Below are 20,689 nucleotides of genomic sequence, written 5' to 3'. Positions count from 1 at the left end.
GCAACATGACCGCCACCATCCGACCTCCTTCCCTCCTGCGCCAGCGCGGCAGCACCCTGACCGGCATCATCATCGGCCTGATCATCGGGCTGGGTATCGCGGTGGCGGTCGCGCTGATGATCACGAAGGGCAATTCGCCCTTCACCGACCGCTCGAACAAGATGGGCCGCCCGGCCGATCTGGATCCGAGCCAGGCGAACGATCCGAACAAGCCGATGTACGGCAACCGCGACGCCGCGCGCGAAGCGAACAAGCAGCTGGCCGAGCGCGAGGCTGCCCGGGCAGCGGCCCCGGCCCCGGCGCCGGCGGCAGCGGCGCGCCCCGCCGATACCGACGCCGACCCGCTGGGCGAAGCGATCGCCGGCATGAGCGCGGCGGCCGATCCGAAGCCGGCGGCCAGCCCGGCCGCGCGCGCCCCGGCTGCAGCACCGGCCGGCGCCCCCGCGGCTGCGGCGGACAGCGCCGGCGGCGACGACAAATACGTCTACTACCTGCAGGCCGGCGCCTTCCGCGAAATGTCCGACGCCGAGAACACCCGCGCCAAGCTGGCCCTGCTCGGCTTCGAGGCCGCGATCAGCGACCGCACCAGCGACAGCGGCGTGCTGCACCGCGTGCGCCTGGGCCCGTTCAACCAGGTCGAAGCCGTCAACAAGGCCCGCGCCAAGCTGCTCGACAGCGGCATCGACGTGGCCATCGTCCGCAACCAGAAATAATCCTGTAAGGAGAACTCGATGCAAATGCTTCGCCGCCTGCTGTGCAGCGCCATGCTGATGGGATTTGCCGGTATTGCCGCCGCTGCGCCGCTCGCGCCCAAGGAAGGCGTGCAGTACCAGGTCCTGCCGCAGAAGCAGGAAACCCCGGCCGGCAAGCAGGTCGAAGTCATCGAGTTCTTCGCTTACTACTGCCCGCACTGCCACGCCTTCGAACCGCTGCTCCAGGATTGGGTCAAGAAGCAGGGCGACAACATCGTCTTCAAGCGCGTGCACGTGGCTGCCGGCCAGCGCATCGTGCCGCAGCAGCGCCTGTTCTACACGCTCGAGGCGCTCGGCCTGCTCGGCCAGTACCACGAGAAGGCCTTTGCCGCGATCCACCAGCAGGGCCTGCGCTTCCAGGACGACGAAGAGGTGATCGAGTGGGCGGTCAAGTCCGGCATCGACCGCGCGCGCTTCACCGACGCCTACCGCTCCTTCGGCGTGCAGGGCAAGCTGCGCCGCGCCAGCGCCATGATGGACGCCTACAAGGTCGACCACTGGCCGTTCGTCGCCATCGACGGCCGCTTCGTCACCTCGCCTTCGATGGCGAACCAGGGCGGCTCGACCGCCCGCACCGAGACCGAACAGCAGCAGGTGGCGCTGCAGGTGATGGACGCACTGGTCGCGAAAGCCCGAGCGGACAAGAAATGACCGTCGCGGCCCGCCCGGACCGCGTCTTCATCACCGGCGCCTCGAGCGGCATCGGCGCGGCCCTGGCGCGCGAATATGCCGCGCGCGGCGCCACCCTCGGCCTGCTGGGCCGGCGCGCCGACGCCCTCGCCGCACTGCGCGCCGCGCTGCCCGATCCCGAACGCCACCATTGCTACGCCGTCGACGTCTGCGACCACGCGGCGCTGGCCGGCGCCGCGCAGGACTTCCTGCGCGCCTGCGGCGGCGCCGACATCGTGATCGCCAGCGCCGGCATCTCCCACGGCACGCTGACCGAACGGCTCGATGACCTGCCCGTGTTCGAATCCGTGTTCGCGACCAACGTGAACGCCATGGTCGCCACCTTCGCGCCGTTTGTCGCGCCGATGAAGGCGCAGGGCACGCCCTGCCGCCTGGTCGCCATCGGCAGCGTGGCGGGCATTCGCGGCATGCGCGGCGCGGGCGCCTATTGCGCCTCGAAAGCCGCCGTGCACAGCTATGCCGAGTCGCTGCGCCTCGAAAGCCGCCGTGCACAGCTATGCCGAGTCGCTGCGCCTCGAACTGAAGTCCACCGCCATCCGGGTCGTGACCATCGCGCCCGGCTATATCGATACCCCCATGACCCGTAACAACCGTTTCCCCATGCCTTTCCTGATGCCGGCCGAGCGTTTCGCGGCCAGCGCCGCCGATGCGATCGCGCGCGGCGACAGCTACCGCGTGCTGCCCTGGCAAATGGGCGTCGCCGCCAAGCTGCTGCGCGCCCTGCCGAATCCCCTGTTCGACCTGGTCTTTTCGCGCGCCCCGCAAAAGCAGCGCAAGGAGGCCGCATGAACGCCCTCGAGATCGCCGCCCGTTCCGGCGCGAACGTGGCGGTCGAGGTGGTCGAGGAGACCGGTTCGACCAACGCCGACCTGCTGGCGCGCGCGGCTTTGCTTCAGGCGCCGCTGCTGCTGGTGGCGCGCAACCAGACCGCCGGCCGCGGCCGCGCCGGGCGCAGCTGGCTGTCCTCGAGCGAGGGCTCGCTCACCTTTTCGCTGGCCTGGCGTTTCGAGGGCGGCGTGAACCGCCTGGCCGGGCTGCCGCTGGCGGTCGGCGTGGCGCTGGCCGAGACCCTCGGCCGCCTCGGCGTGCAGGTCGGCCTGAAGTGGCCGAACGACGTGCTGCGCGACGGCGACAAGCTGGCCGGCATCCTGATCGAGACCCAGTCCGCAAAGGATGGCGGGGTGTGGGCGGTGATCGGCATCGGCCTGAACCTCCTGATGCCCGATGAAGCCGAAGCGCTGCTCGGGCGCAGCATCGCTTCCCTGCCCTGGCTGGCGCGCATGGACCGCAACGAACTGCTGGCCGCCCTGCTCGACGGCCTGGCGGATGCGCTGCGCGAATTCGGGCGCGCCGGCTTCGGCGCCTTTGTCGCGCGCTGGAACCTGCGCCATGCCTGGCAGGGCGAGACCGTCACCATCCTCGACCGCGGCGCGGTGCTGCACGAAGGCGCCGCCGCCGGTGTCGACGACGCCGGCCGCCTGCTGCTCGACACGGTCGATGGCCGCATCGCGATCATGGCCGGCGACGTCTCGCTGCGCGTGAAAGGTGCGTGACATGCTGCTCCTGATCGACGCCGGCAATACGCGGGTCAAGTGGGCGCTTGCGCATCCGGGCGCCGAGCCGGGAGCGTGGTTCGCCACGGGCGCCGCGCTGCATGAGGGGCTCGACGCGCTGGCCGCGGAATGGCAAGGCGCGGGCGTGACGCGCGCCCTCGTCTCGAACGTCGCGGGTGCGCACTTGCGTGAACGCCTGGCCGCGCTGCTCGGCCCCATCGCGGTCGAGTGGTTCGCATCCAGTGCCGAACGCGCGGGCCTGGTCAACGGCTACCGCGAGCCGCAGCGCCTGGGGTGCGACCGCTTCGCGGCGGCGATCGGCGCGCGCGCCCTGGCGCCGAACCGGGACCTGGTCGTCGCCACCTGCGGCACCGCGACCACGGTCGACGCGGTCACCGCCGACGGCCGCTTCGCAGGCGGCATGATCCTGCCCGGCCTGGCGCTGATGGCCGGCGCGCTGGCGCGCAACACCGCCCAGCTGCCGCAGGCCACGCCGGGCGCCGCGCCGCCGCCCCTGTTCGCCGACAACACGAATGACGCGATCGTGTCCGGCTGCCTGTCGGCCCAGGCCGGCGCCATCGAACGCGCAGTAAGCGGCCATGGCGGCGCGTTCTGCATCCTCTCGGGCGGCGCGGCGCCCTACATCGCCCCCGCGCTCAAGATCGCGCACGAGCTGGTCGATAATATCGTGCTGGTCGGTCTGCACGCGGTGGCGCTGGCGGACGCGGCGAAAGGAGAGTGAAGGCGTGCTGAAATTCGTATTCTGGGCTTTGCTGGCGGCGAACGCGCTGCTGTTCGCCTACGGCCGCGGCCTGCTGGGCAACGTCGACGCCGAAGTGCGCGAGCCGGCGCGGCTGCGCAACCAGGTAGCGCCCGACAAGCTGACGCTGTTGACCGGCGAACAGGCGCAGGCGCTGGCCAGCGCCGCCAAGCCCGAGGAAACCGAAGCCACGGCCGCCACCGAGGTGCCGGCCGCGGCGGAGCCGCCGGCGCCGGCAGAGCCGGCGGCGCCCGCTTTCGCCTGCCTCGAGACCGAGGCCTTTGCCGCGGGCGACGCGCGGCGCTACGAGACGCGCCTGGCCCGCATCGCGCTCGGCGCGCGCCAGACCCGCCTCGCCATCCCCTTCCAGGAAGTGACCAGCCACCTGGTCTACCTGCCTCCGCAAGGCGGCAAGGAAGGCGCCGACCGCCGCGTGGCCGAGCTGCGCGAGCGCGGCGTGACCAACTTCTTCATCATGCAGGGGGATTCGCCGCTGCGCTGGGCGGTATCGCTGGGCGTGTTCAAGACCGAGGCCGGCGCCCGTACGCTGGCGGCGGAACTGGCGAAACAGGGCGTGCAGGGCGTGCGCATCCTGCCGCGCGGCCCGCAGACGAATCGCTTTGCCTACCGCTTCCGCGACATCGATGCGCCGACGCGCACGCGGATCGTCGAGGCCGGGCGGGGGTTTCCGGCGGCGGTGCTGCACGTTTGCAAGTGATCCGGGGCTGGCGCGCGGCGCTGGCGGTGCGTATGGGCACCATACCGCGTGGGTTCAAGAACCCACCCTACGAAGAACCCGCTCTTGCAGGGTGGGTTCTTGAACCCACGCTGTCGTACGGATGAACACCATCAAGGCCGCCGCAAAACCACCCGGCGGCGAACAACTTAACGCCTGACGACAATCGGCTTGATCCCCAAGCCCGACGGCAATCCCCTGGCCGCTTCCTGCGCCGCCGCGCGCGTCTCGAACGGCCCGCCATACAGGCGATTCACCTGCCCGCTCGGCACGACCTCGATGGTGCCGACCGCCAGGCCCGCGTCCGCCAGTTTCCGGCTCATCTCCTGCGCCTTGTCGGCCCGGCTGTAGGAACCCAGCTGCACATAGAACTGCTTGCCTGCCGCTTGCGCCTCGGCCGCCGGCAGCGCCTGGGCCACGGCGGCGCTGTCGGTCCGCACGCGGTCTTCCAGCATCAGCGCGGCGATTTCCGGCGGCGCCTCGACCGATTGCGCCTGCGAGGTGGCGGCGCGGCGCTCGGCGGCGAGGCGCACTTCGTCGCCCGGGAACAGGCGTTCGAGCGCGACCTCGTGGCTGCCCTTGCCCAGCAGGCCCAATTTCAGGGCGGCGGTATACGAGACGTCGACGATGCGGCTGGCGTGGAAGGGGCCGCGGTCGTTGATGCGCACCACGACCGACTTGCCGCTCTCGACGCTGGTAATGCGGGCATACGACGGGATCGGCAGCGTCGGATGCGCCGCCGTCATCTTGTACATGTCGTAGGGTTCGCCCGAGGAGGTCTTCTGGCCGTGGAATTTCACGCCGTACCAGCTGGCCACGCCACGCTGCACGAAGGGTTCCTCGTGCAGGATCGGGGTATAGGTCTGGCCGAAGACGGAATACGGGCGGTTCGCCCACTTGGCGTAAGGTTCGGCCCTGACCACGGCGTCGGGCGTGAATTCCAGCCCTTCCGGGATATCGGTGCCGGGACCGTCGTCCTTGTAATAGCCGCCGCGGCCGGAGTTGGCCGGCGGCAGCTTGGGCGACAGCGGGGGATGTTTGCCGGTGACTTTGTGTTTCCACGGCAGCGGGATCAGGGTCTTGCTATCGCCTGTCGTCCCGCAGCCGGTCATCAACGCTGCCAACGCGATGACCACTGGGAGAGTTCTCGAAGCGGTCATGCGCAGCTTCCTCCTTTAGGTCTGCACCAGCTTGCGGTGCCTTTGAATGCTCATCAATATACCAGCGCCGAGCCCGAGCGTAATGAACGCAGTTCCGCCGTAGCTCATGAAAGGCAACGGAACTCCGACCACGGGGAGGATCCCACTCACCATGCCCATGTTAACAAAGGCATAAGTAAAGAAGATCATCGTGATCGAACCGGCCAGCAGCCGGGAGAACATATTCGGGGCATTGGCCGCAATCATCATGCCGCGGCCGATCAGCAGCAGGTAAATTACCAAAAGAAATAGGTTTCCGACAAGCCCAAATTCTTCGGAATAGACCGAAAACACGAAGTCGGTAGTCTGTTCCGGCACGAATTCGAGCTGGACCTGGGTGCCCTGGTGATAGCCCTTGCCGGTCAGGCCGCCCGAGCCGATCGCGATCACCGACTGGATGATGTGGAATCCCTTGCCCAGCGGATCGGAGGTCGGATCGATCAGCGTCATCACCCGTTCGCGCTGGTAATCGTGCAACATCGACCAGGCCACCGGCAGGCAGGCCGCGCCGGCAACGGCCAGGGCGATCAGCACCCGCCACGACAGGCCGGCCAGGAAGATCACGTAGAAGCCCGAGGCGCCCACCAGCAAGGCCGTGCCGAGGTCGGGCTGCTTGGCGATCAGCGTGAACGGAATGATCAGCAGGATGGCCGCGACAATGTAGCTTTTCCATTCCCCCACCCTGCCGCGCTGCTGGAAGTACCAGGCGATCATCAGCGGTGTCGCGATCTTCATGATCTCGGAGGGCTGGATGTCGACCCCCACGTGCAGCCAGCGCCGCGCGCCCTTCTTGATGATGCCGAACATCGCCACCGCGATGAGCAGGGTCACGCCGAAGGTATAGACCGGCACGGCGAGGCGCATCAGCGTCTGCGGCGGCACCAGGGCGGCCATCCACATGATGCCGAAGGCGAGGATGAAGTTGCGCATCTGCGCCTCCACCCGGCCCGGGAACTCGTGGCCGGCCGAGGACATGGTAATCATGCTGGTCGTGAGCAGCATGAACAGGACCATCGCCAGCGGCCAGTCGAACACGGTGAAATACGGCTTCAGGCGGCGGCTGAGCGAGCGCCGCTCCGGATAATAGGCCATCTGCTTACTCCTTGGTGGTGGCGGGCGGCGTGGCGGCGATGACCGGGGAAGCGACAGCGCCGTTTCCGGACGGCCGGGGGCCGGCCGGAACGGTGGCGACGGTTTTCTTCGCGGCCGCGGCGCCGGCTTCCGGCTTCGGCGGCGGCGGGCGCTTGCCGAGCAGGTAGTAGTCGAGCGCCTTGCGCGCGATCGGCGCGGCGTGCGCGGCGCCGAAGCCCACGTTCTCGACGATCAGGGCGATCGCGATGCGCGGCTTGTCGGCCGGCGCGAACGCGGTGTACAGCGCGTTGTCGCGGTGGCGTTCGTCGATCGCGTTGGCGTTGTACTTCTGGCCTTTCAGGCCGATCACCTGGGCGGTGCCGGTCTTGCCTGCCGAGATATAGCCGGCATTGCCGAACACGCGATAACCCGTGCCATAGGTTTCCTGGGTCACGCCGACCATCGCGCGCTTGATGAAGTCGATGTTTTCCTGCTTGAGCGGAATGCGCCGGCTTTCCTTCGGCACGGTCAGGGTGCGCTCGCGCGTGGCGCCGTCCTCGATCAGCTTGACCAGGTGCGGCTTCATCACCACGCCGTCGTTGGCCAGGTTGGCCACCGCGTGCGCCAGCTGGATGATCGTGTAGTTGTTGAAGCCCTGGCCGATACTGATCGAGATGGTGTCGCCGCCGACCCACTTCTGGGCCGCGCGGTTGCGCTTGAAGCGGTTCGCCTTCCACTCCTTCGAAGGCAGGACGCCGGATTTCTCGTGCTCGAGGTCGATCCCGGTCGGCGAGCCGAAGCCGAACTGCCCCATGAAGCGCGAGATGTTATCGATCCCCATCTCGTTGCCGAGCTGGTAATAATAGGTGTCGCAGGACTCGACGATCGACTTGTACATGTCGACGTAGCCGTGGCCGCCCGGCTTGTCGTCGTTGAAGCGGTGCCCGCCCAGCATGTAGAAGCCGGCGTCGCGGATGCCCTGCTCGGGCCGGCGGAAGCCCATCTCGAGCGCCGCCAGCGACATGAAGGGCTTGAAGGTCGAGCCGGGCGGATAGGTGCCCGACAGCGGACGGTTCATCAGCGGCCGGTCGAGCGAGGTGTTCAGCTCGTTCCAGCTCTGGGTATCGATGCCGTCGACGAACAGGTTGGGGTCGAAGCCCGGACGCGAGACATAGGCCAGTACGTCGCCGGTCTCGGGCTCGATCGCGACGAAAGCCCCGCGCCGGTCGCCGAAGGCTTCCTCGACGATCTTCTGCAGCTCGATGTCGATCGACAGGATCAGGTTGCTGCCCGGGACCGGCGGCCGGCGCGACAGCGTGCGGATCGCGCGGCCGCCGGCCGAGCGCTCGACCTCCTCGTAGCCGGTGGTGCCGTGCAGGTAGCGCTCGTATTTCTTCTCCAGGCCTTCCTTGCCGATGTGGTCGGTGCCGTTGTAGTTGGCGGCGTCGTCGCTGTCCTCGATGGCCGCGGCTTCGCGCGCATTGATGCGGCCGATGTAGCCGATCACGTGCGAGGCGACCTCGCCCAGCGGATACTGGCGGAACAGGCGCGCCTGCACTTCGACGCCGGGAAAGCGGAAGCGCTGGGCCGTGAAGCGGGCCACCTCGTCGTCGGTCAGGCGGGTGCGCAGCGGCACGCTGGCGAAGCTGCGCGACTCTTCCATCAGGCGCTTGAAGCGCTTGCGGTCGCGCGGCTCGATCGTCACCAGCTTGGCCAGCTCGTCGATCACCGAGTCCAGGTTCGCCTGCAGTTTCGAGGGCGTGATCTCGAGCGTATAGGCGGAGAAGTTCTGCGCCAGGACGACGCCGTTGCGGTCGACGATCAGGCCGCGGTTCGGCACGATCGGCACCAGCGCGATGCGGTTGTCCTCGGCCTGCGCATGGTATTTGTCGTGCTGGACCACCTGCAGCCAGACGAAGCGGGCCACCAGGATGCCGAAGCAGACGAACACCAGCACCGCGAGCGCGGTCATGCGCAGGCGGAACTGGTGGATCTCGCGGTCGCTATCTTTAATTTCAGTCATTTACTGCGTGCGGTCTTTCGAACAATCAGATCGGGCGGGTATGGTCGCGGTCGACGGCGCGACGCTGCGGCGCCAGCAGCAGCCAGCTGATCAGCGGCCACAGGACGACGGCGACCGCGCTTTCGACGAAATACAGCCAGCCGGCAAAGCGGCCGGTGGCGAACACGTGCACCAGCACCTGGATCGCCTGGGCCAGCAGCAGCAGCGGGAACACGTGCATGGCCTGGGTCAGCACCGGGAACCACAGCACGCGGCGGTGGATCATGATCGCGACATAGGACAGCAGCGTATAGGCCAGCGCGTTCTCGCCCAGCAGGGTGGCGTCGTGCACGTCCATCAACAGGCCCATGCAGAAAGCGACGCCGATGCCGACCCGGCGCGGCTGGTGGATGCCCCAGAACACCAGCACCAGCGCGACGAAGTCCGGCGCGCCGATCCAGCGGCCCCAGGGCAGCAGATTCAGCATGAAGGCGCAGGTCAGGCTGAAGGCGATGAACAGCGGGCTGACCGGCAGCAGGATGTAATGGGGACGGTTTGCGGGCATTTACGCGCCCTCCTTCTGGGTGGCCGGCCGGGCCGGCTGGGTTGCCGCCGTGCCCGGGCGCGCCGCGCCCGGCGTGGCGGGCGGGTGCGCGGGACGCTGGGCGCTGTTGGCCGGCGCGGTCGCGGGTGCGGTGCCCGCAGGTGCTGTGCTTGCCGGTGGGGTGGATGCCGGTGCCGCAGGCGGCACGCCCGCGGTTCCGCCCTGGTTGGCCGCCGGCGGCGCCTGCGCCGGCAGCGGCGTGGCCGGCAGCGGCGGCGGCGGCACCGGCGTCATCTTCGGCAGGTTGCGGCGGCCGCTCTGGGCCGGCGCGGCCGGCACGTCGGCAGGACGCGGCTCGCGCGCGGCCTGCGACATCACGATCAGGAGCTGGCGGTTGCGGTCGATGCCGGCCAGCGGCTGGCATACCACGCGCCCGAAGGCGCCGGCGGCGACGCTCTCGACCTGCACCACCTTGGCCACGGCCAGGCCGGCCGGATACATGCCGTCCAGGCCGGACGTGATCAGGATGTCGCCGACCTGGATGTCGGCGTTCGGCGCGACGAAGCGCAGGTCGAGCAGGCCCGAGCGCCCGCGGCCATAGGCCACGCTGCGCAGGCCCGAGCGCAGCACCTGCACCGGAATGGCCTGGTCCTTGTCGGTCAGGAGCGTCACTTCCGAGGTGAAGGGGAAGACGCGGGTGACCTGGCCGACCACGCCGGCGTTGTCGATCACCGGCAGGCCGAGCTGCACGCCGTTGCGCGAACCGCGGTCGAGCACGATGCGGCGGGTCGAGGGATCGCGCGCGTCGTACAGGATCTCGCCCATCATCGACTTGACCGGCAGGTGGTCGCGCGCATCGAGCAGGCGGCGCAGGTGGGCGTTCTCCGCCATCTGGAGCTGGGCCTGCTGCATCGCCTGGGCCTGGGCCACCTGCTGGTTCTTGAGCTCGGCGACTTCCTTCTGCAGGCTCGAGAGCGAGGAAAAGTAATCGCCCATGCTGTAGACGGCGTCGCGCGGCATCAGCGCCGCCATCTGCAGCGGGTAGAGCACGGTGGCGGCCACCTGGCGCACGGCGCCGAGCAGGTGCATGCGCGCGTCGACCACCAGCAGCACGATCGACACCAGCGCGAACACGGTCACCTTCACCCGTGCCGGGGCGCCCTGTTTGAAAAGCGGCGGAGGACTGTATTCCATGACTTTCGATGATGGCGGGCCCAAGCCCGCGCGACAGATACGCGACAAATACGCAAATGGGCAGGAGCACGGCCTATGCCGCTCGCCTGCCCACGCTATGGTCTAACGATGAACGACCGTTGCCAGTGCTTACTCGTACGAGAAGATCGAGCCCAGCTTGTCGTTGTGCTCCAGCGCCATGCCCGAGCCGCGCACCACGCAGGTCAGCGGGTCTTCGGCCACCAGCACCGGCAGGCCGGTCTCTTCCATTAGCAGGCGGTCCAGGTCGCGCAGCAGCGCGCCGCCGCCGGTCAGCATCATGCCCTTCTCGGCGATGTCGGCGCCCAGTTCCGGCGGCGTCTGTTCGAGCGCGTTCTTGACCGCCGAGACGATATTATTCAGCGGATCGGTCAGGGCTTCCAGGATCTCGTTCGACGAGATGGTGAACGCACGCGGGATGCCTTCGGACAGGTTGCGGCCCTTGACTTCCATTTCCTTCACTTCCGACCCCGGGAAGGCCGACCCTATGGCCTTCTTGATCGCTTCCGCGGTCTGCTCGCCGATCAGCATGCCGTAGTTACGGCGGATGTAGTTGACGATGGCGTCGTCGAAGCGGTCGCCGCCCACGCGCACCGAACCCTTGTAGACCATGCCGCCCAGCGAGATGATGCCGACCTCGGTCGTGCCGCCGCCGATATCGACCACCATCGAACCGGTCGCATCCGACACCGGCAGGCCAGCGCCTATTGCGGCCGCCATCGGCTCCTCGATCAGGAACACCTGGGAGGCGCCGGCGCCCAGCGCCGATTCGCGGATCGCGCGGCGCTCGACCTGGGTCGAACCGCAAGGCACGCAGATGATGATGCGCGGCGACGGACGGAAGAACTTCGAGTCGTGCACCATGCGGATGAACTGCTTGAGCATTTCTTCGGTGACGGTGAAGTCGGCGATCACGCCGTCCTTCATCGGGCGGATCGCTTCGATGTTGCCCGGCACCTTGCCCAGCATCTGCTTGGCCTTCTTGCCGACCGCCTGGATCGTCTTCTTGCCGTTCGGGCCGCCCTGCTGGCGGATCGCCACGACCGAAGGTTCATCCAGCACGATGCCCTGGCCGCGCACATAGATCAGCGTATTGGCGGTACCCAGGTCGATGGCCAGGTCGTTCGAGAAGTAACTGCGTAAAGAACCAAACATGTATGTCCTGATGCGCGCTAGCCGCGCCTAAACTATTGATCGGGAATCCTTGCCGCCCTGGCCTGCTGCTGCGCCCTGCGGTCTTGTAGAACCTGCCGTGGCGGCGCTCGTTCGGCGCCAACCACGCATTAGCCCGCCATTCTACCTTATAATTTACCGATTAAACGCTGAAAACAGGTGGTTTTAGCCCCCAGTTCCTCAAGCGAGATCGACGGGATTAGCAAGGTTTTATCGGCTGTAGCAAGGCGTTCAACAAAGGGCGCCGCAATCCCGTCATGCGCCCAACCCCATTTTGAACGCGGCACCGCGCCGCGCCTTTTGCCATGTCCCTGACTCTTTCAGACGTAAAACGGATCGCCAATCTGGCCCAGCTCGATATGGACGACGCCCACGCCGAGACCGCGCTGTCCGAGCTGAACGGCATTTTCGCCCTGGCCGAACAGATGCAGGCGGTCGACACCACCGATGTTGCGCCCTTGTCGCACCCGCTGGCCGCGATCCTGGCGCTGCCGCTGCGCCTACGCGAAGACGTGGTCACGGAAGAAAACCGCCGCGAAGCCTACCAGGCGCCGGCGCCGAAAGCCCAGGACGGCCTGTACCTGGTGCCGAAGGTCATCGAGTAACCCAGCCAGCATCCACGAACAGAACACGCATATGCACAACAAGACTATCAAAGAGCTGTCCGCGCTGCTGCACTCGAAACAAGTCTCGAGCACGGAACTGACCCGCCACTACCTGTCCCGCATCGACGCGAGCGGCCACAACGCCTTCCTGCACGTCGATCCGGAACTGTCGCTGGCCCAGGCCGCCGCCGCCGACGCGCGCCTGGCGGAAGGCACCGCCGGCCCGCTGACCGGCGTCCCGATCGCCCACAAGGATATCTTCGTCACGCGCGGCTGGCGCACGACTGCCGGCTCGAAGATGCTGGCCAACTATGTCAGCCCCTTCGACGCCACCGTGGTCGAGAAATTCGGCGCCGCCGGCATGGTCACGCTGGGCAAGGTCAACCTCGACGAATTCGCGATGGGCTCGTCGAACGAGAACTCGGCCTTCGCCCCGGTGAAGAATCCCTGGGATGCGCTGGCGGTGCCGGGCGGCTCCTCGGGCGGCTCGGCCGCCGCGATCGCCGCGCGCCTGGCGCCGGCCGCGACCGCGACCGACACCGGCGGCTCGATCCGCCAGCCGGCCGCCTTCTGCGGCGTCACCGGCATCAAGCCGACCTACGGCCGCGTCTCGCGCTTCGGCATGATCGCCTTCGCCTCCTCGCTCGACCAGGGCGGCCCGATCGCCCAGACCGCCGAGGACTGCGCCCTGCTGCTCAACGAAATGATCGGCCACGACGAGCGCGACTCGACCAGCCTCACGCCCGAGCAGGGCAACCTGCACGAGGACTTCACGCGCGACCTGAACAAGCCGTTGAGCGGCCTGCGCATCGGCGTGCCTTCGGAATACTTCGGCGAGGGCCTGGCCGCCGACGTCGAGCAGGCCGTGCGCGCCGCGCTCGAGCAGTTCGTCAAGCTGGGCGCGACCCTGGTCGACATTTCGCTCCCCAAAACAGCGCTGTCGATCCCGACCTACTACATCATCGCCCCGGCCGAAGCCTCGTCGAACCTGTCGCGCTTCGACGGCGTGCGCTACGGCCACCGCGCCGCCGAGTACAAGGATCTGCAGGACATGTACAAGAAAACCCGCGCAGAGGGTTTCGGTCGTGAAGTGCAGCGCCGCATCATGGTCGGCACCTACGTGCTCTGCCATGGCTACTACGACGCCTACTACGTCCAGGCGCAGAGGATCCGCCGCCTGATCGCCGACGACTTCCAGGCCGCCTTTGCCGACAAGTGCGACGTGATCATGGGCCCGGTGGCGCCGACGGTGGCCTGGGACCTGGGTTCGAAGGCGAACGACCCGGTCGCCAACTACCTGGCCGACATCTTCACCCTGTCGACCAGCCTGGCCGGCCTGCCGGGGATGTCGATCCCCTGCGGCTTCGGCAGCGGCGAGAAGAACGCCAAGCGCCCGGTCGGCCTGCAAATCATCGGCAATTATTTTGCCGAAGCCAAGCTGCTGAACATCGCGCACCAGTACCAGCAGGTCACCGACTGGCACCAGCGAGCACCGGATGGCGTCTGACGCCATCCGGCGCGGGCGCCGTAGGGTGGGCACCCCGTGCCCACGCGTAACGCATGAGCAGCCCGCGGCGGTCACAAATGAACAGCCCGCTCCCTCCATGCGAACCGAATAGAAAAGAGAGAACACCATGCAATGGGAAGTCGTCATCGGTCTTGAGAACCACGTCCAGCTCACGACCAACTCGAAAATCTTCAGCGGCAGCTCGATCCAGTTCGGCGCCGAGCCGAACACGCAGGCCAGCCCCGTGGACCTGGCGCTGCCGGGCGTGCTGCCCGTGATGAACAAGGGCGCCGTCGAGCGCGCGATCCGCTTCGGCCTGGCGGTCGGGGCGAAGATCGCGCCGCAGTCGGTCTTCGCACGCAAGAACTACTTCTACCCCGACCTGCCGAAGGGCTACCAGATCAGCCAGTTCGAGAACCCGGTGGTCCAGGGCGGCACCATCACCTTCGGCTACGAGAAGGATGGCAAGCTCGAGACCAAGACCGTCAACCTGACCCGCGCCCACCTGGAAGAGGATGCCGGTAAATCGCTGCACGAGGACTATGCCGGCATGACCGGCATCGACCTGAACCGCGCCGGCACCCCGCTGCTCGAGATCGTCTCGGAGCCGGAAATGCGCAGCGCCGCCGAAGCGGTCGCCTATGCGAAGGCCCTGCACTCGCTGGTGATGTGGCTGGGCGTCTGCGACGGCAACATGCAGGAAGGTTCATTCCGCTGCGACGTCAACGTCTCGGTGCGTCCGCTGGGCCAGAAGGAATTCGGCACCCGCTGCGAGATCAAGAACCTGAACTCCTTCCGCTTCATGGAAGAAGCGATCCACTACGAAGTGCGGCGCCAGATCGAGCTGATCGAAGACGGCGGCAAGGTCCAGCAGGCCACCCGCCTGTGGGACCCGGACCGCAAGGAAACCCGCGCCATGCGCTCGAAAGAGGACGCGCAGGACTACCGCTACTTCCCGGACCCGGACCTGCCGCCCCTGACCATTTCGGAAGACTGGATCGAGCGCGTGAAGGCCGACATGCCGGAACTGCCGGGCGCAATGCGCGCGCGCTTCACCGGCGACTACGGCCTGCCCGAGTATGACGCCCTGATCCTGACCTCGTCGCAGGGCATGGCGACCTACTACGAAGCCGTGGTGGCAAAGGCCGGCAAGGAAAACGCGAAGACCATCGCCAACTGGATGATGGGCGACGTCTCCTCGACCCTGAACCGCGAAGGCGTGGACATCACCGAATCGCCGGTCGAGGCCTCGCAGCTGGCGCTGCTGGTCAAGCGCATCGCCGACGGCACGATCTCGAACAAGGCGGCGAAGGAAGTGTTCGCGGCGATGTGGGAAGCGAAGTCGACCGACGAGAACCTGGCCGACGTCGTCATCGAGCAGAAGGGCCTGAAGCAGATCTCGGACAGCGGCGCGCTGGAAGCCATCGTCGACGAAGTGCTGGCGGCGAATGCCAAGTCGGTCGAGCAGTACCGCGCCGGCAAGGAAGCCGCGATCAACGCACTGATCGGCCAGACCATGAAGGCGTCCAAGGGCAAGGCGAATCCGGCCCAGGTGACGGAGCTGCTGAAGAAGAAGCTGGCGGGTTGATACCGCTGGTCTTGAAGAAGAAAAGAAAAACCGGAGCGTGCTCCGGTTTTTTTATGCTTAATTACAAGATCTTGCGTTGTTTCGGAATGTCAGAAAACTTCAGCAAACTCCTGGGTTCACGCTGTGATATTTCGGATTTTCTGAAATTTATGTCGTAAGCACAACACTTCGGGACGATATTTCGGAATTTAAGAAATTTTCGGACATGTCAGGCTATACTGGGTATTCTTTCTGAATATCCGAAACAAGCCGATCATGGAAACGATTCCTACTCTCTTGAACGCACCGGATGCCTTGGGCCCGCTGGTGCGCCAGCGTCGTCGTGCGCAGCATTTGCGTATCGACGACGCCGCAGCGCTTCTTGGTGTCTCCGTCGACTTGATGTCGCGGCTTGAAAACGGCCAAGGCAGCGTACGCCTGGACAAGGCACTGGCGGTCCTCGAAGGTTTGGGGCTGGCAATGCTGGTCGTCCCAAAGGATCATCCCTGGGTCCAACGCACCCGCCTGGGATCGGCCGTACATGAACCTGGAGTCCCACGGTGAACTTCGTTCTCGAGGTCCTGGCAGGCGATCGCCTGATGGCGCATCTGGGCCATAACGCCATGGCGGACGCGTGGTCATTGGCCTATACCCGCGATTGGCTCGACGACCCGCAGGCGTTTCCCCTATCGCCCTCCTTGCCTCTTTCACCATCCGGGCAAGGCTACGACTCGCGTTCGATCAAGCGCTTCATCGAGCACTTGCTACCGGAGGGACATGCACTGGATGTCGCCATTGCAGCCAATGGCTTGGCCAGATCGAATGTGTTTGGCTTGATCCGCGCACTCGGTACCGAAACGGCCGGCGTATTACGTTTCCGGGATGCGCAAGCCGACATGCACGCTCCCGCCGGGCCCGAGATGCGGGAAATCCCGATCGCGGAATTGGACAAGCGCATCGCAGACCGCGACATGCCGTTCACGGTATGGGACGGCAAGGTGCGCATGTCCGTTGCGGGGGTACAGGACAAGCTGCTGGTCTACCTCGACGCTCCACTCGCACAAGGGGGACGGCTGTTCCTGGTCGAAGGACCGCGCCTGGCATCCACCCATATCCTCAAACCCGATCTCGGCCACTCCAGACCGCCGCATCTCGCGGTGAACGAACATTTCTGCATGACGCTCGCGGCCCGCATCGGCTTGCCGGTGGCGGAAGTCGAGCTGCTGCGCACGCCCCGCCCGGTGCTTGTCGTGCGCCGTTTCGATCGCACCGTGCAACAGCAGGGAGAAGCGCTGCGGGTCGACCGGCGGCACATGGTCGACGCTTGCCAGGCCTGCGACTTGCCGGTCAGTTTCAAATACGAGCGCAATTACGGGAACCAGGAAGCGGTCCGTGATATTCGGGACGGCATGAGTTTTGAACGCCTGTTCGGCCTGGGTCAGCTGACGGGCAACAAGGCCCAGGCCAAGCTGACGATGCTGCGCTGGGCGCTCTTCCAGTTCCTGATCGGGAACAGCGACGCCCACGGCAAGAACTTTTCGTTTTTCGTCAGTCCCGGCGGCTATCTTGAACCGACGCCCTGGTATGACCTCGTCAGCGTGGTCCAATATGCGCACTTCGATACCGACCTTGCCATGGCATTCGGCGATGCGTTCACCTTCGACGAGGTCACGCCATTCGCCCTCGCCGACTTCGCCACGCGCTGCGGTATCGACCGCAAGCTGATGCGGCGCGAGGCGGAGCGCCTGTCGAATGCGGCCGGCACCGCAGCTGTCGAACTGGCGGGTTCAAACAACTATCAGGACGACGAACGCGCCTTCGTTGCGCAGATCGCAGTCTTCATTGGCCGGCAGGCCCAACGCCTGGCGGCGCTGGCGCGCGAAGCGGCGGCGATCTCCGCCGCGCTTCTGTGATACGGCTTGCGTCTGCAACGAAAACGCTCAGCGCCTTTCGCCCGAGGATTTAAACGCCGTAACGCGTGCGGTAGGCCGCCACCGCTTCCTTGTGCTGGCCCAGCTCGGCGCCCGCTCCCTCACCCGACAGGTAAGTGAACAGGTCGTCCAGGTTGGCGATCGAGATCACGGGAATACCGAATTCCTTGGCCACCTGCTGCACCGCCGAACCCTCCGACAGCGCGTCGTCCTTGCCCGAGCGCTCCATGCGGTCGAGCGCGATCAGGACGGCGGCCGGCTCGGCGCCGGCGGCGCGGATCATGTCGACCGATTCGCGCACCGAGGTGCCGGCCGAGATCACGTCGTCGACGATGACGACCTTGCCCTGCAGCTTGGCGCCGACGATGGTGCCGCCTTCGCCGTGGTCCTTGGCTTCCTTGCGGTTGTAGGCGAACGAGGTGTTGCGGCCCTGGGCCGCCAGCGCCACCGCGGTCGCGCTGGCCAGGGTGATGCCCTTGTAGGCCGGGCCGAACAGCATGTCGAACTCGACGCCCGATGCGATCAGGGTCTGGGCATAGAACTGCGCCAGGCGGCCGAGGGTGGCGCCGTCGTGGAACAGGCCGGCGTTGAAGAAGTAAGGCGAGAGGCGCCCGGCCTTGGTCGTGAATTGACCGAATCGTAAGACTTCGGTCTCGACCGAAAACGCAATAAACTCCTGGCGCAGATTGCTCACGCTGTTCTCCTGAAATTCGAAAACGGATATTGTAATCCGCGCCGCCGCGCCTGCGCCGGCCGACCCCGCTTTTATGGTAGCGCCAGCGCCAGGCGCGCGACCTGGTCGGGGCTGATCGGCTTGACCAGATGCTGCTCGAAACCGGCTTCCCCGCTGCGCTGCCGGTCCGCCGCCTGGCCATAGCCGGACAGCGCGATCAGGCGGCACGGATGCGTGCCCAGCAGCGCACGCAGGCTGCGCGCCAGCTGGTAGCCGTCCATGCCCGGCAAGCCGATGTCGAGCACCGCGATGTCGGGCTGGACGCGGGTCACCGCGGACAAGGCCTGCAGCGGGTCGTTGAACACCTCGACCTGGTGGCCATGCGCTTTCAACAGCAGGCCCAGGGTCTCGGCGGCATCGGCATTGTCGTCGACCACCAGGAGGCGCTTGTGCGGCGCCGCCGGCGCGGGCGCGGCCGGCAGGGCCTGTGCCTCGGCGTCGGCCCCGGCGCCCGTGCTGCGCAGCGGCAGGCGCACCACGAACTGGCTGCCCTGCCCCGGTCCGCCGCTGCTCGCCTCGACCCGGCCGCCATGCAGCTCGACGATGTTCTTCACCAGCGCCAGGCCGATGCCCAGGCCTCCCTCCCGGCGGTCGACGCTGCGCTTGCCCTGGAAGAACAGGCCGAATACCTCGGTCAGCATCTCCGGCGCCAGGCCGATGCCGTTGTCGCTCACGCCGATGCGCAGCCAGCCATCGCCGTCGCGCCCGGCGCGCAGGGCCACCTCGCCGCCGGGTTCGGTGTAGCGCGCGGCATTCGTCAGCAGGTTCGACACCACCTGCGCCAGGCGCATCGGATCGCCCTCCCAGCGCAGGCCGGGCTCGATCTCGACCGACAGGCGGTGGCCGCGCTGCTCCAGCAGCGGACTGGCCATCTCGACCGCCTTGGCCAGCGGCGCGTCGAGGTCGACCTGCTCGAACTTCAGTTCGACCTGGCCGCGCGTGGCGCGCGCCACGTCCAGCAAATCGTCGACCAGGCGCACCAGATGCTCGACCTGGCGCTCGATGATCTCGCGCTCGCGCAAGGCGCCGCCCTCGCCGCGCATGCGCATCAGCTGCAGCGCGGTCACGATCGGCGACAGCGGGTTGCGCAGCTCGTGGCCGAGCATGGCCAGAAATTCGTCCTTGGTGCGGTTGGCGGCGGTGAGTTCGTCCAGCAGCTGCTCGCGCTCGGCATGGGCGCGCTCCAGGCTGCGCCGGCTGCGCACCTGTTCGGTGACGTCGACCGCGACCAGGATCACGCCCTGCTCCTCGCCCGGCGTGTCGGTCAGGGGCTCGAGGCTGAATTTGAGGAAGCCTTCCTCGACGCTGCCGTCGGCGCGTGCCAGCTCGACGCGCAGTTCCTCGACCGCGACCGGCGCCCCGCTGCGGTAGGCCTGCTCCAGCAGGCGCATCATCTCGCTCCCGCGCCATTCGGGGAAGGCCTCGGCGAAGGCCAGGGTCTCGAGCGCATCGCGCCCGACCAGTTCGCAATAGCGGCGGTTGGCAAGGCGGAAGCGCAGTTCCGGCCCCATCAGCAAAGCGGCCGCGACCGGCGCGTTGAGCAGCATGCGGTCGCGCTGGGCCAGCGCGGCGTCGCGCTGGTGGCGCTCGGTGGCGTCGCGCGTGAAGCAGCGCGTGTAGCGCAGCTCGCCGTCGTCGAAATAGCCGTTCGAATGGATCACTACGTGACGGATCGAGCCGTCCTTGCAGCGCAGGCGCGCCGGCTGGTCGTACAGCGTTTCGCCCGACGCCAGCTTGCCCAGGATGCTCTCGATCACCGGGGCATCGACGTGGAAGTCGGCGATGTGATGGCCGACATATTCTTCCCAGGTGTAGCCCAGCATCTGCAGCTCGGCGCGGTTGGCCCACAGGATGATGCCGTCGCCGGCGACCCGGTGCAGGCCTTCGGCGGCGTTCTCGACGAAGTCGGCGAATTCCTTTTCGCGCCGGCGCAGGGTCTGCTCGGCTTCCCTGCGGCGCGCGATCTCGGCTTCGAGCTGCGAGGTGCGCTGTTCGTGCCCGACGCGTACGGGTGCGGCGTCCTCCTGCTGCGCAGGCTTGTGCGCAAAGGCGGCCGGCACGCCGTCGTCGGCCGGGGTTTGCGTGGGGCAGGCGTGGAACAGCGAGAAGCACAGTTCGTCGCCGAGCGCATCCCAGAGCTGCTCGAGGCGCACGCCGGCCTCGTACTGGCCGCGCGCGCACAGCAGCGCGACCATCTCGGCAAAGGCGTGCACGACGCCGCCGCCGGCGCAAGCGGCCGCCAGCGGCGCGCCGACGCTGTCGCGAAAGCGCTGCGGATCGGGCTGGCCGTCGACCATGAAGGCGGCCAGGGTTTCCTCGGCGTCGAGGACGACCAGGCGCCCCGGGAACCAGGAGGCGCCACTGGTCGAGCTGCCGAAGCCGGCCAGGCGCCGGCGCAGCTGCGCCACGTGCGGCGGGGTCGCGATCACGACCCCGGTGCCGCCGGCGCGCAGGGCGGCGTCGACGAAATCGGCCGCTTCGTCGAGCAGGACGGTATCGGTGTCGTAGAAACGGATGGACGGCGCCGCCGCGTGTACGGCAGCCACCGGCATGTCGGACGCCGGCGCAGCTGGCGGGAGGGAATGAAGCGTCTTGTTACTTCGCATGCGTAAGAGTTTAACAGATTGCCTGCCTGCATTTCCGCACCCGGAAAA

General features: G+C 67.2%; 18 protein-coding genes and 1 pseudogene. 11 read left to right on the top strand and 8 right to left on the bottom strand.

The features are described from left to right. Positions 1–5 precede the first annotated feature (5 nt). The 6 genes and pseudogenes from ACFOPH_RS22265 (at position 6) to ACFOPH_RS22240 (ending at position 4,473) form a co-directional block, all read left to right on the top strand. On the top strand, positions 6–713 hold the full coding sequence (locus tag ACFOPH_RS22265) for an SPOR domain-containing protein (RefSeq protein ID WP_379737307.1): 708 nt from the start codon (positions 6–8) through the stop codon (positions 711–713). An 18-nt stretch (positions 714–731) separates the two neighbouring features. Beyond that, positions 732–1,403: a thiol:disulfide interchange protein DsbA/DsbL gene (locus tag ACFOPH_RS22260; protein ID WP_379737305.1), complete on the top strand. Its 672-nt coding sequence runs from the start codon at positions 732–734 to the stop codon at positions 1,401–1,403. Continuing rightward, positions 1,400–2,231, top strand: a pseudogene (locus ACFOPH_RS22255) (SDR family oxidoreductase). The gene ACFOPH_RS22260 and the pseudogene ACFOPH_RS22255 overlap by 4 nt, the downstream one beginning before the upstream one ends. Beyond that, positions 2,228–2,995 carry a biotin--[acetyl-CoA-carboxylase] ligase gene (locus tag ACFOPH_RS22250; protein ID WP_379737303.1) on the top strand — a complete coding sequence of 256 codons (768 nt, stop codon included), beginning with the start codon at positions 2,228–2,230 and terminating at the stop codon, positions 2,993–2,995. The pseudogene ACFOPH_RS22255 and the gene ACFOPH_RS22250 overlap by 4 nt, the downstream one beginning before the upstream one ends. Position 2,996: 1 nt before the next feature. Beyond that, a complete protein-coding gene (locus ACFOPH_RS22245; RefSeq protein WP_379737301.1) occupies positions 2,997–3,737 on the top strand; it encodes a type III pantothenate kinase in 741 nt (246 codons plus the stop codon). 4 nt (positions 3,738–3,741) lie between these two features. Next, positions 3,742–4,473, top strand: a complete 732-nt coding sequence (locus tag ACFOPH_RS22240) for an SPOR domain-containing protein (RefSeq protein ID WP_379737299.1) — start codon at positions 3,742–3,744, stop codon at positions 4,471–4,473. 167 nt (positions 4,474–4,640) lie between these two features. Here the strand turns inward: ACFOPH_RS22240 and ACFOPH_RS22235 are convergent, their stop codons facing one another. The 6 genes from ACFOPH_RS22235 to ACFOPH_RS22210 all read right to left on the bottom strand — a co-directional run bounded on the left by ACFOPH_RS22235 (position 4,641) and on the right by ACFOPH_RS22210 (position 11,674). Then, positions 4,641–5,651, bottom strand: a complete 1,011-nt coding sequence (locus tag ACFOPH_RS22235; protein WP_379737297.1) for a septal ring lytic transglycosylase RlpA family protein — start codon at positions 5,649–5,651, stop codon at positions 4,641–4,643. 15 nt (positions 5,652–5,666) lie between these two features. Then, positions 5,667–6,782 (bottom strand): rod shape-determining protein RodA, encoded by a 1,116-nt coding sequence (gene rodA / locus ACFOPH_RS22230; RefSeq protein ID WP_312553390.1) that lies wholly within the window; start codon positions 6,780–6,782, stop codon positions 5,667–5,669. Positions 6,783–6,786: 4 nt separating this feature from the next. Continuing rightward, a complete protein-coding gene (gene mrdA, locus ACFOPH_RS22225; RefSeq protein ID WP_312553392.1) occupies positions 6,787–8,784 on the bottom strand; it encodes a penicillin-binding protein 2 in 1,998 nt (665 codons plus the stop codon). 25 nt (positions 8,785–8,809) lie between these two features. Beyond that, complete coding sequence (gene mreD / locus ACFOPH_RS22220) at positions 8,810–9,328, bottom strand: rod shape-determining protein MreD (protein WP_379737295.1); 519 nt, start codon at positions 9,326–9,328, stop codon at positions 8,810–8,812. Then, on the bottom strand, positions 9,329–10,501 hold the full coding sequence (gene mreC / locus ACFOPH_RS22215) for a rod shape-determining protein MreC (RefSeq protein ID WP_379737293.1): 1,173 nt from the start codon (positions 10,499–10,501) through the stop codon (positions 9,329–9,331). 129 nt (positions 10,502–10,630) lie between these two features. Then, complete coding sequence (locus ACFOPH_RS22210; protein WP_312554157.1) at positions 10,631–11,674, bottom strand: rod shape-determining protein; 1,044 nt, start codon at positions 11,672–11,674, stop codon at positions 10,631–10,633. A 323-nt stretch (positions 11,675–11,997) separates the two neighbouring features. Here ACFOPH_RS22210 and gatC point away from each other — a divergent pair, with 323 nt between their 5' ends. From gatC to ACFOPH_RS22185, 5 genes are all read left to right on the top strand, one after another. After that, a complete protein-coding gene (gene gatC / locus ACFOPH_RS22205) occupies positions 11,998–12,297 on the top strand; it encodes an Asp-tRNA(Asn)/Glu-tRNA(Gln) amidotransferase subunit GatC (protein ID WP_312554160.1) in 300 nt (99 codons plus the stop codon). Positions 12,298–12,328: 31 nt separating this feature from the next. Beyond that, entirely contained in the window at positions 12,329–13,804 is a 1,476-nt protein-coding gene (gatA, locus tag ACFOPH_RS22200; protein WP_379737290.1) for an Asp-tRNA(Asn)/Glu-tRNA(Gln) amidotransferase subunit GatA, read from the top strand. 127 nt (positions 13,805–13,931) lie between these two features. Continuing rightward, a complete protein-coding gene (gatB, locus tag ACFOPH_RS22195; RefSeq protein WP_312548831.1) occupies positions 13,932–15,392 on the top strand; it encodes an Asp-tRNA(Asn)/Glu-tRNA(Gln) amidotransferase subunit GatB in 1,461 nt (486 codons plus the stop codon). A gap of 255 nt (positions 15,393–15,647) precedes the next feature. Continuing rightward, entirely contained in the window at positions 15,648–15,935 is a 288-nt protein-coding gene (locus tag ACFOPH_RS22190) for a helix-turn-helix domain-containing protein (RefSeq protein WP_379737288.1), read from the top strand. Continuing rightward, positions 15,932–17,284 carry a HipA domain-containing protein gene (locus ACFOPH_RS22185; protein ID WP_379737286.1) on the top strand — a complete coding sequence of 451 codons (1,353 nt, stop codon included), beginning with the start codon at positions 15,932–15,934 and terminating at the stop codon, positions 17,282–17,284. Before ACFOPH_RS22190 ends, ACFOPH_RS22185 begins: the two co-directional genes overlap by 4 nt. A gap of 49 nt (positions 17,285–17,333) precedes the next feature. Here the strand turns inward: ACFOPH_RS22185 and pyrE are convergent, their stop codons facing one another. Together pyrE and ACFOPH_RS22175 are read right to left on the bottom strand one after the other, a co-directional pair. Then, positions 17,334–17,996 carry an orotate phosphoribosyltransferase gene (pyrE, locus tag ACFOPH_RS22180; protein WP_379737284.1) on the bottom strand — a complete coding sequence of 221 codons (663 nt, stop codon included), beginning with the start codon at positions 17,994–17,996 and terminating at the stop codon, positions 17,334–17,336. Between the two features lie 71 nt (positions 17,997–18,067). After that, complete coding sequence (locus ACFOPH_RS22175) at positions 18,068–20,581, bottom strand: hybrid sensor histidine kinase/response regulator (protein WP_379737282.1); 2,514 nt, start codon at positions 20,579–20,581, stop codon at positions 18,068–18,070. Positions 20,582–20,689 lie beyond the last annotated feature (108 nt).

This window comes from Massilia haematophila (assembly GCF_042647645.1).
GTDB lineage: Bacteria > Pseudomonadota > Gammaproteobacteria > Burkholderiales > Burkholderiaceae_D > Telluria > Telluria haematophila.
This window is presented reverse-complemented; position numbering and strand designations above follow the sequence as displayed.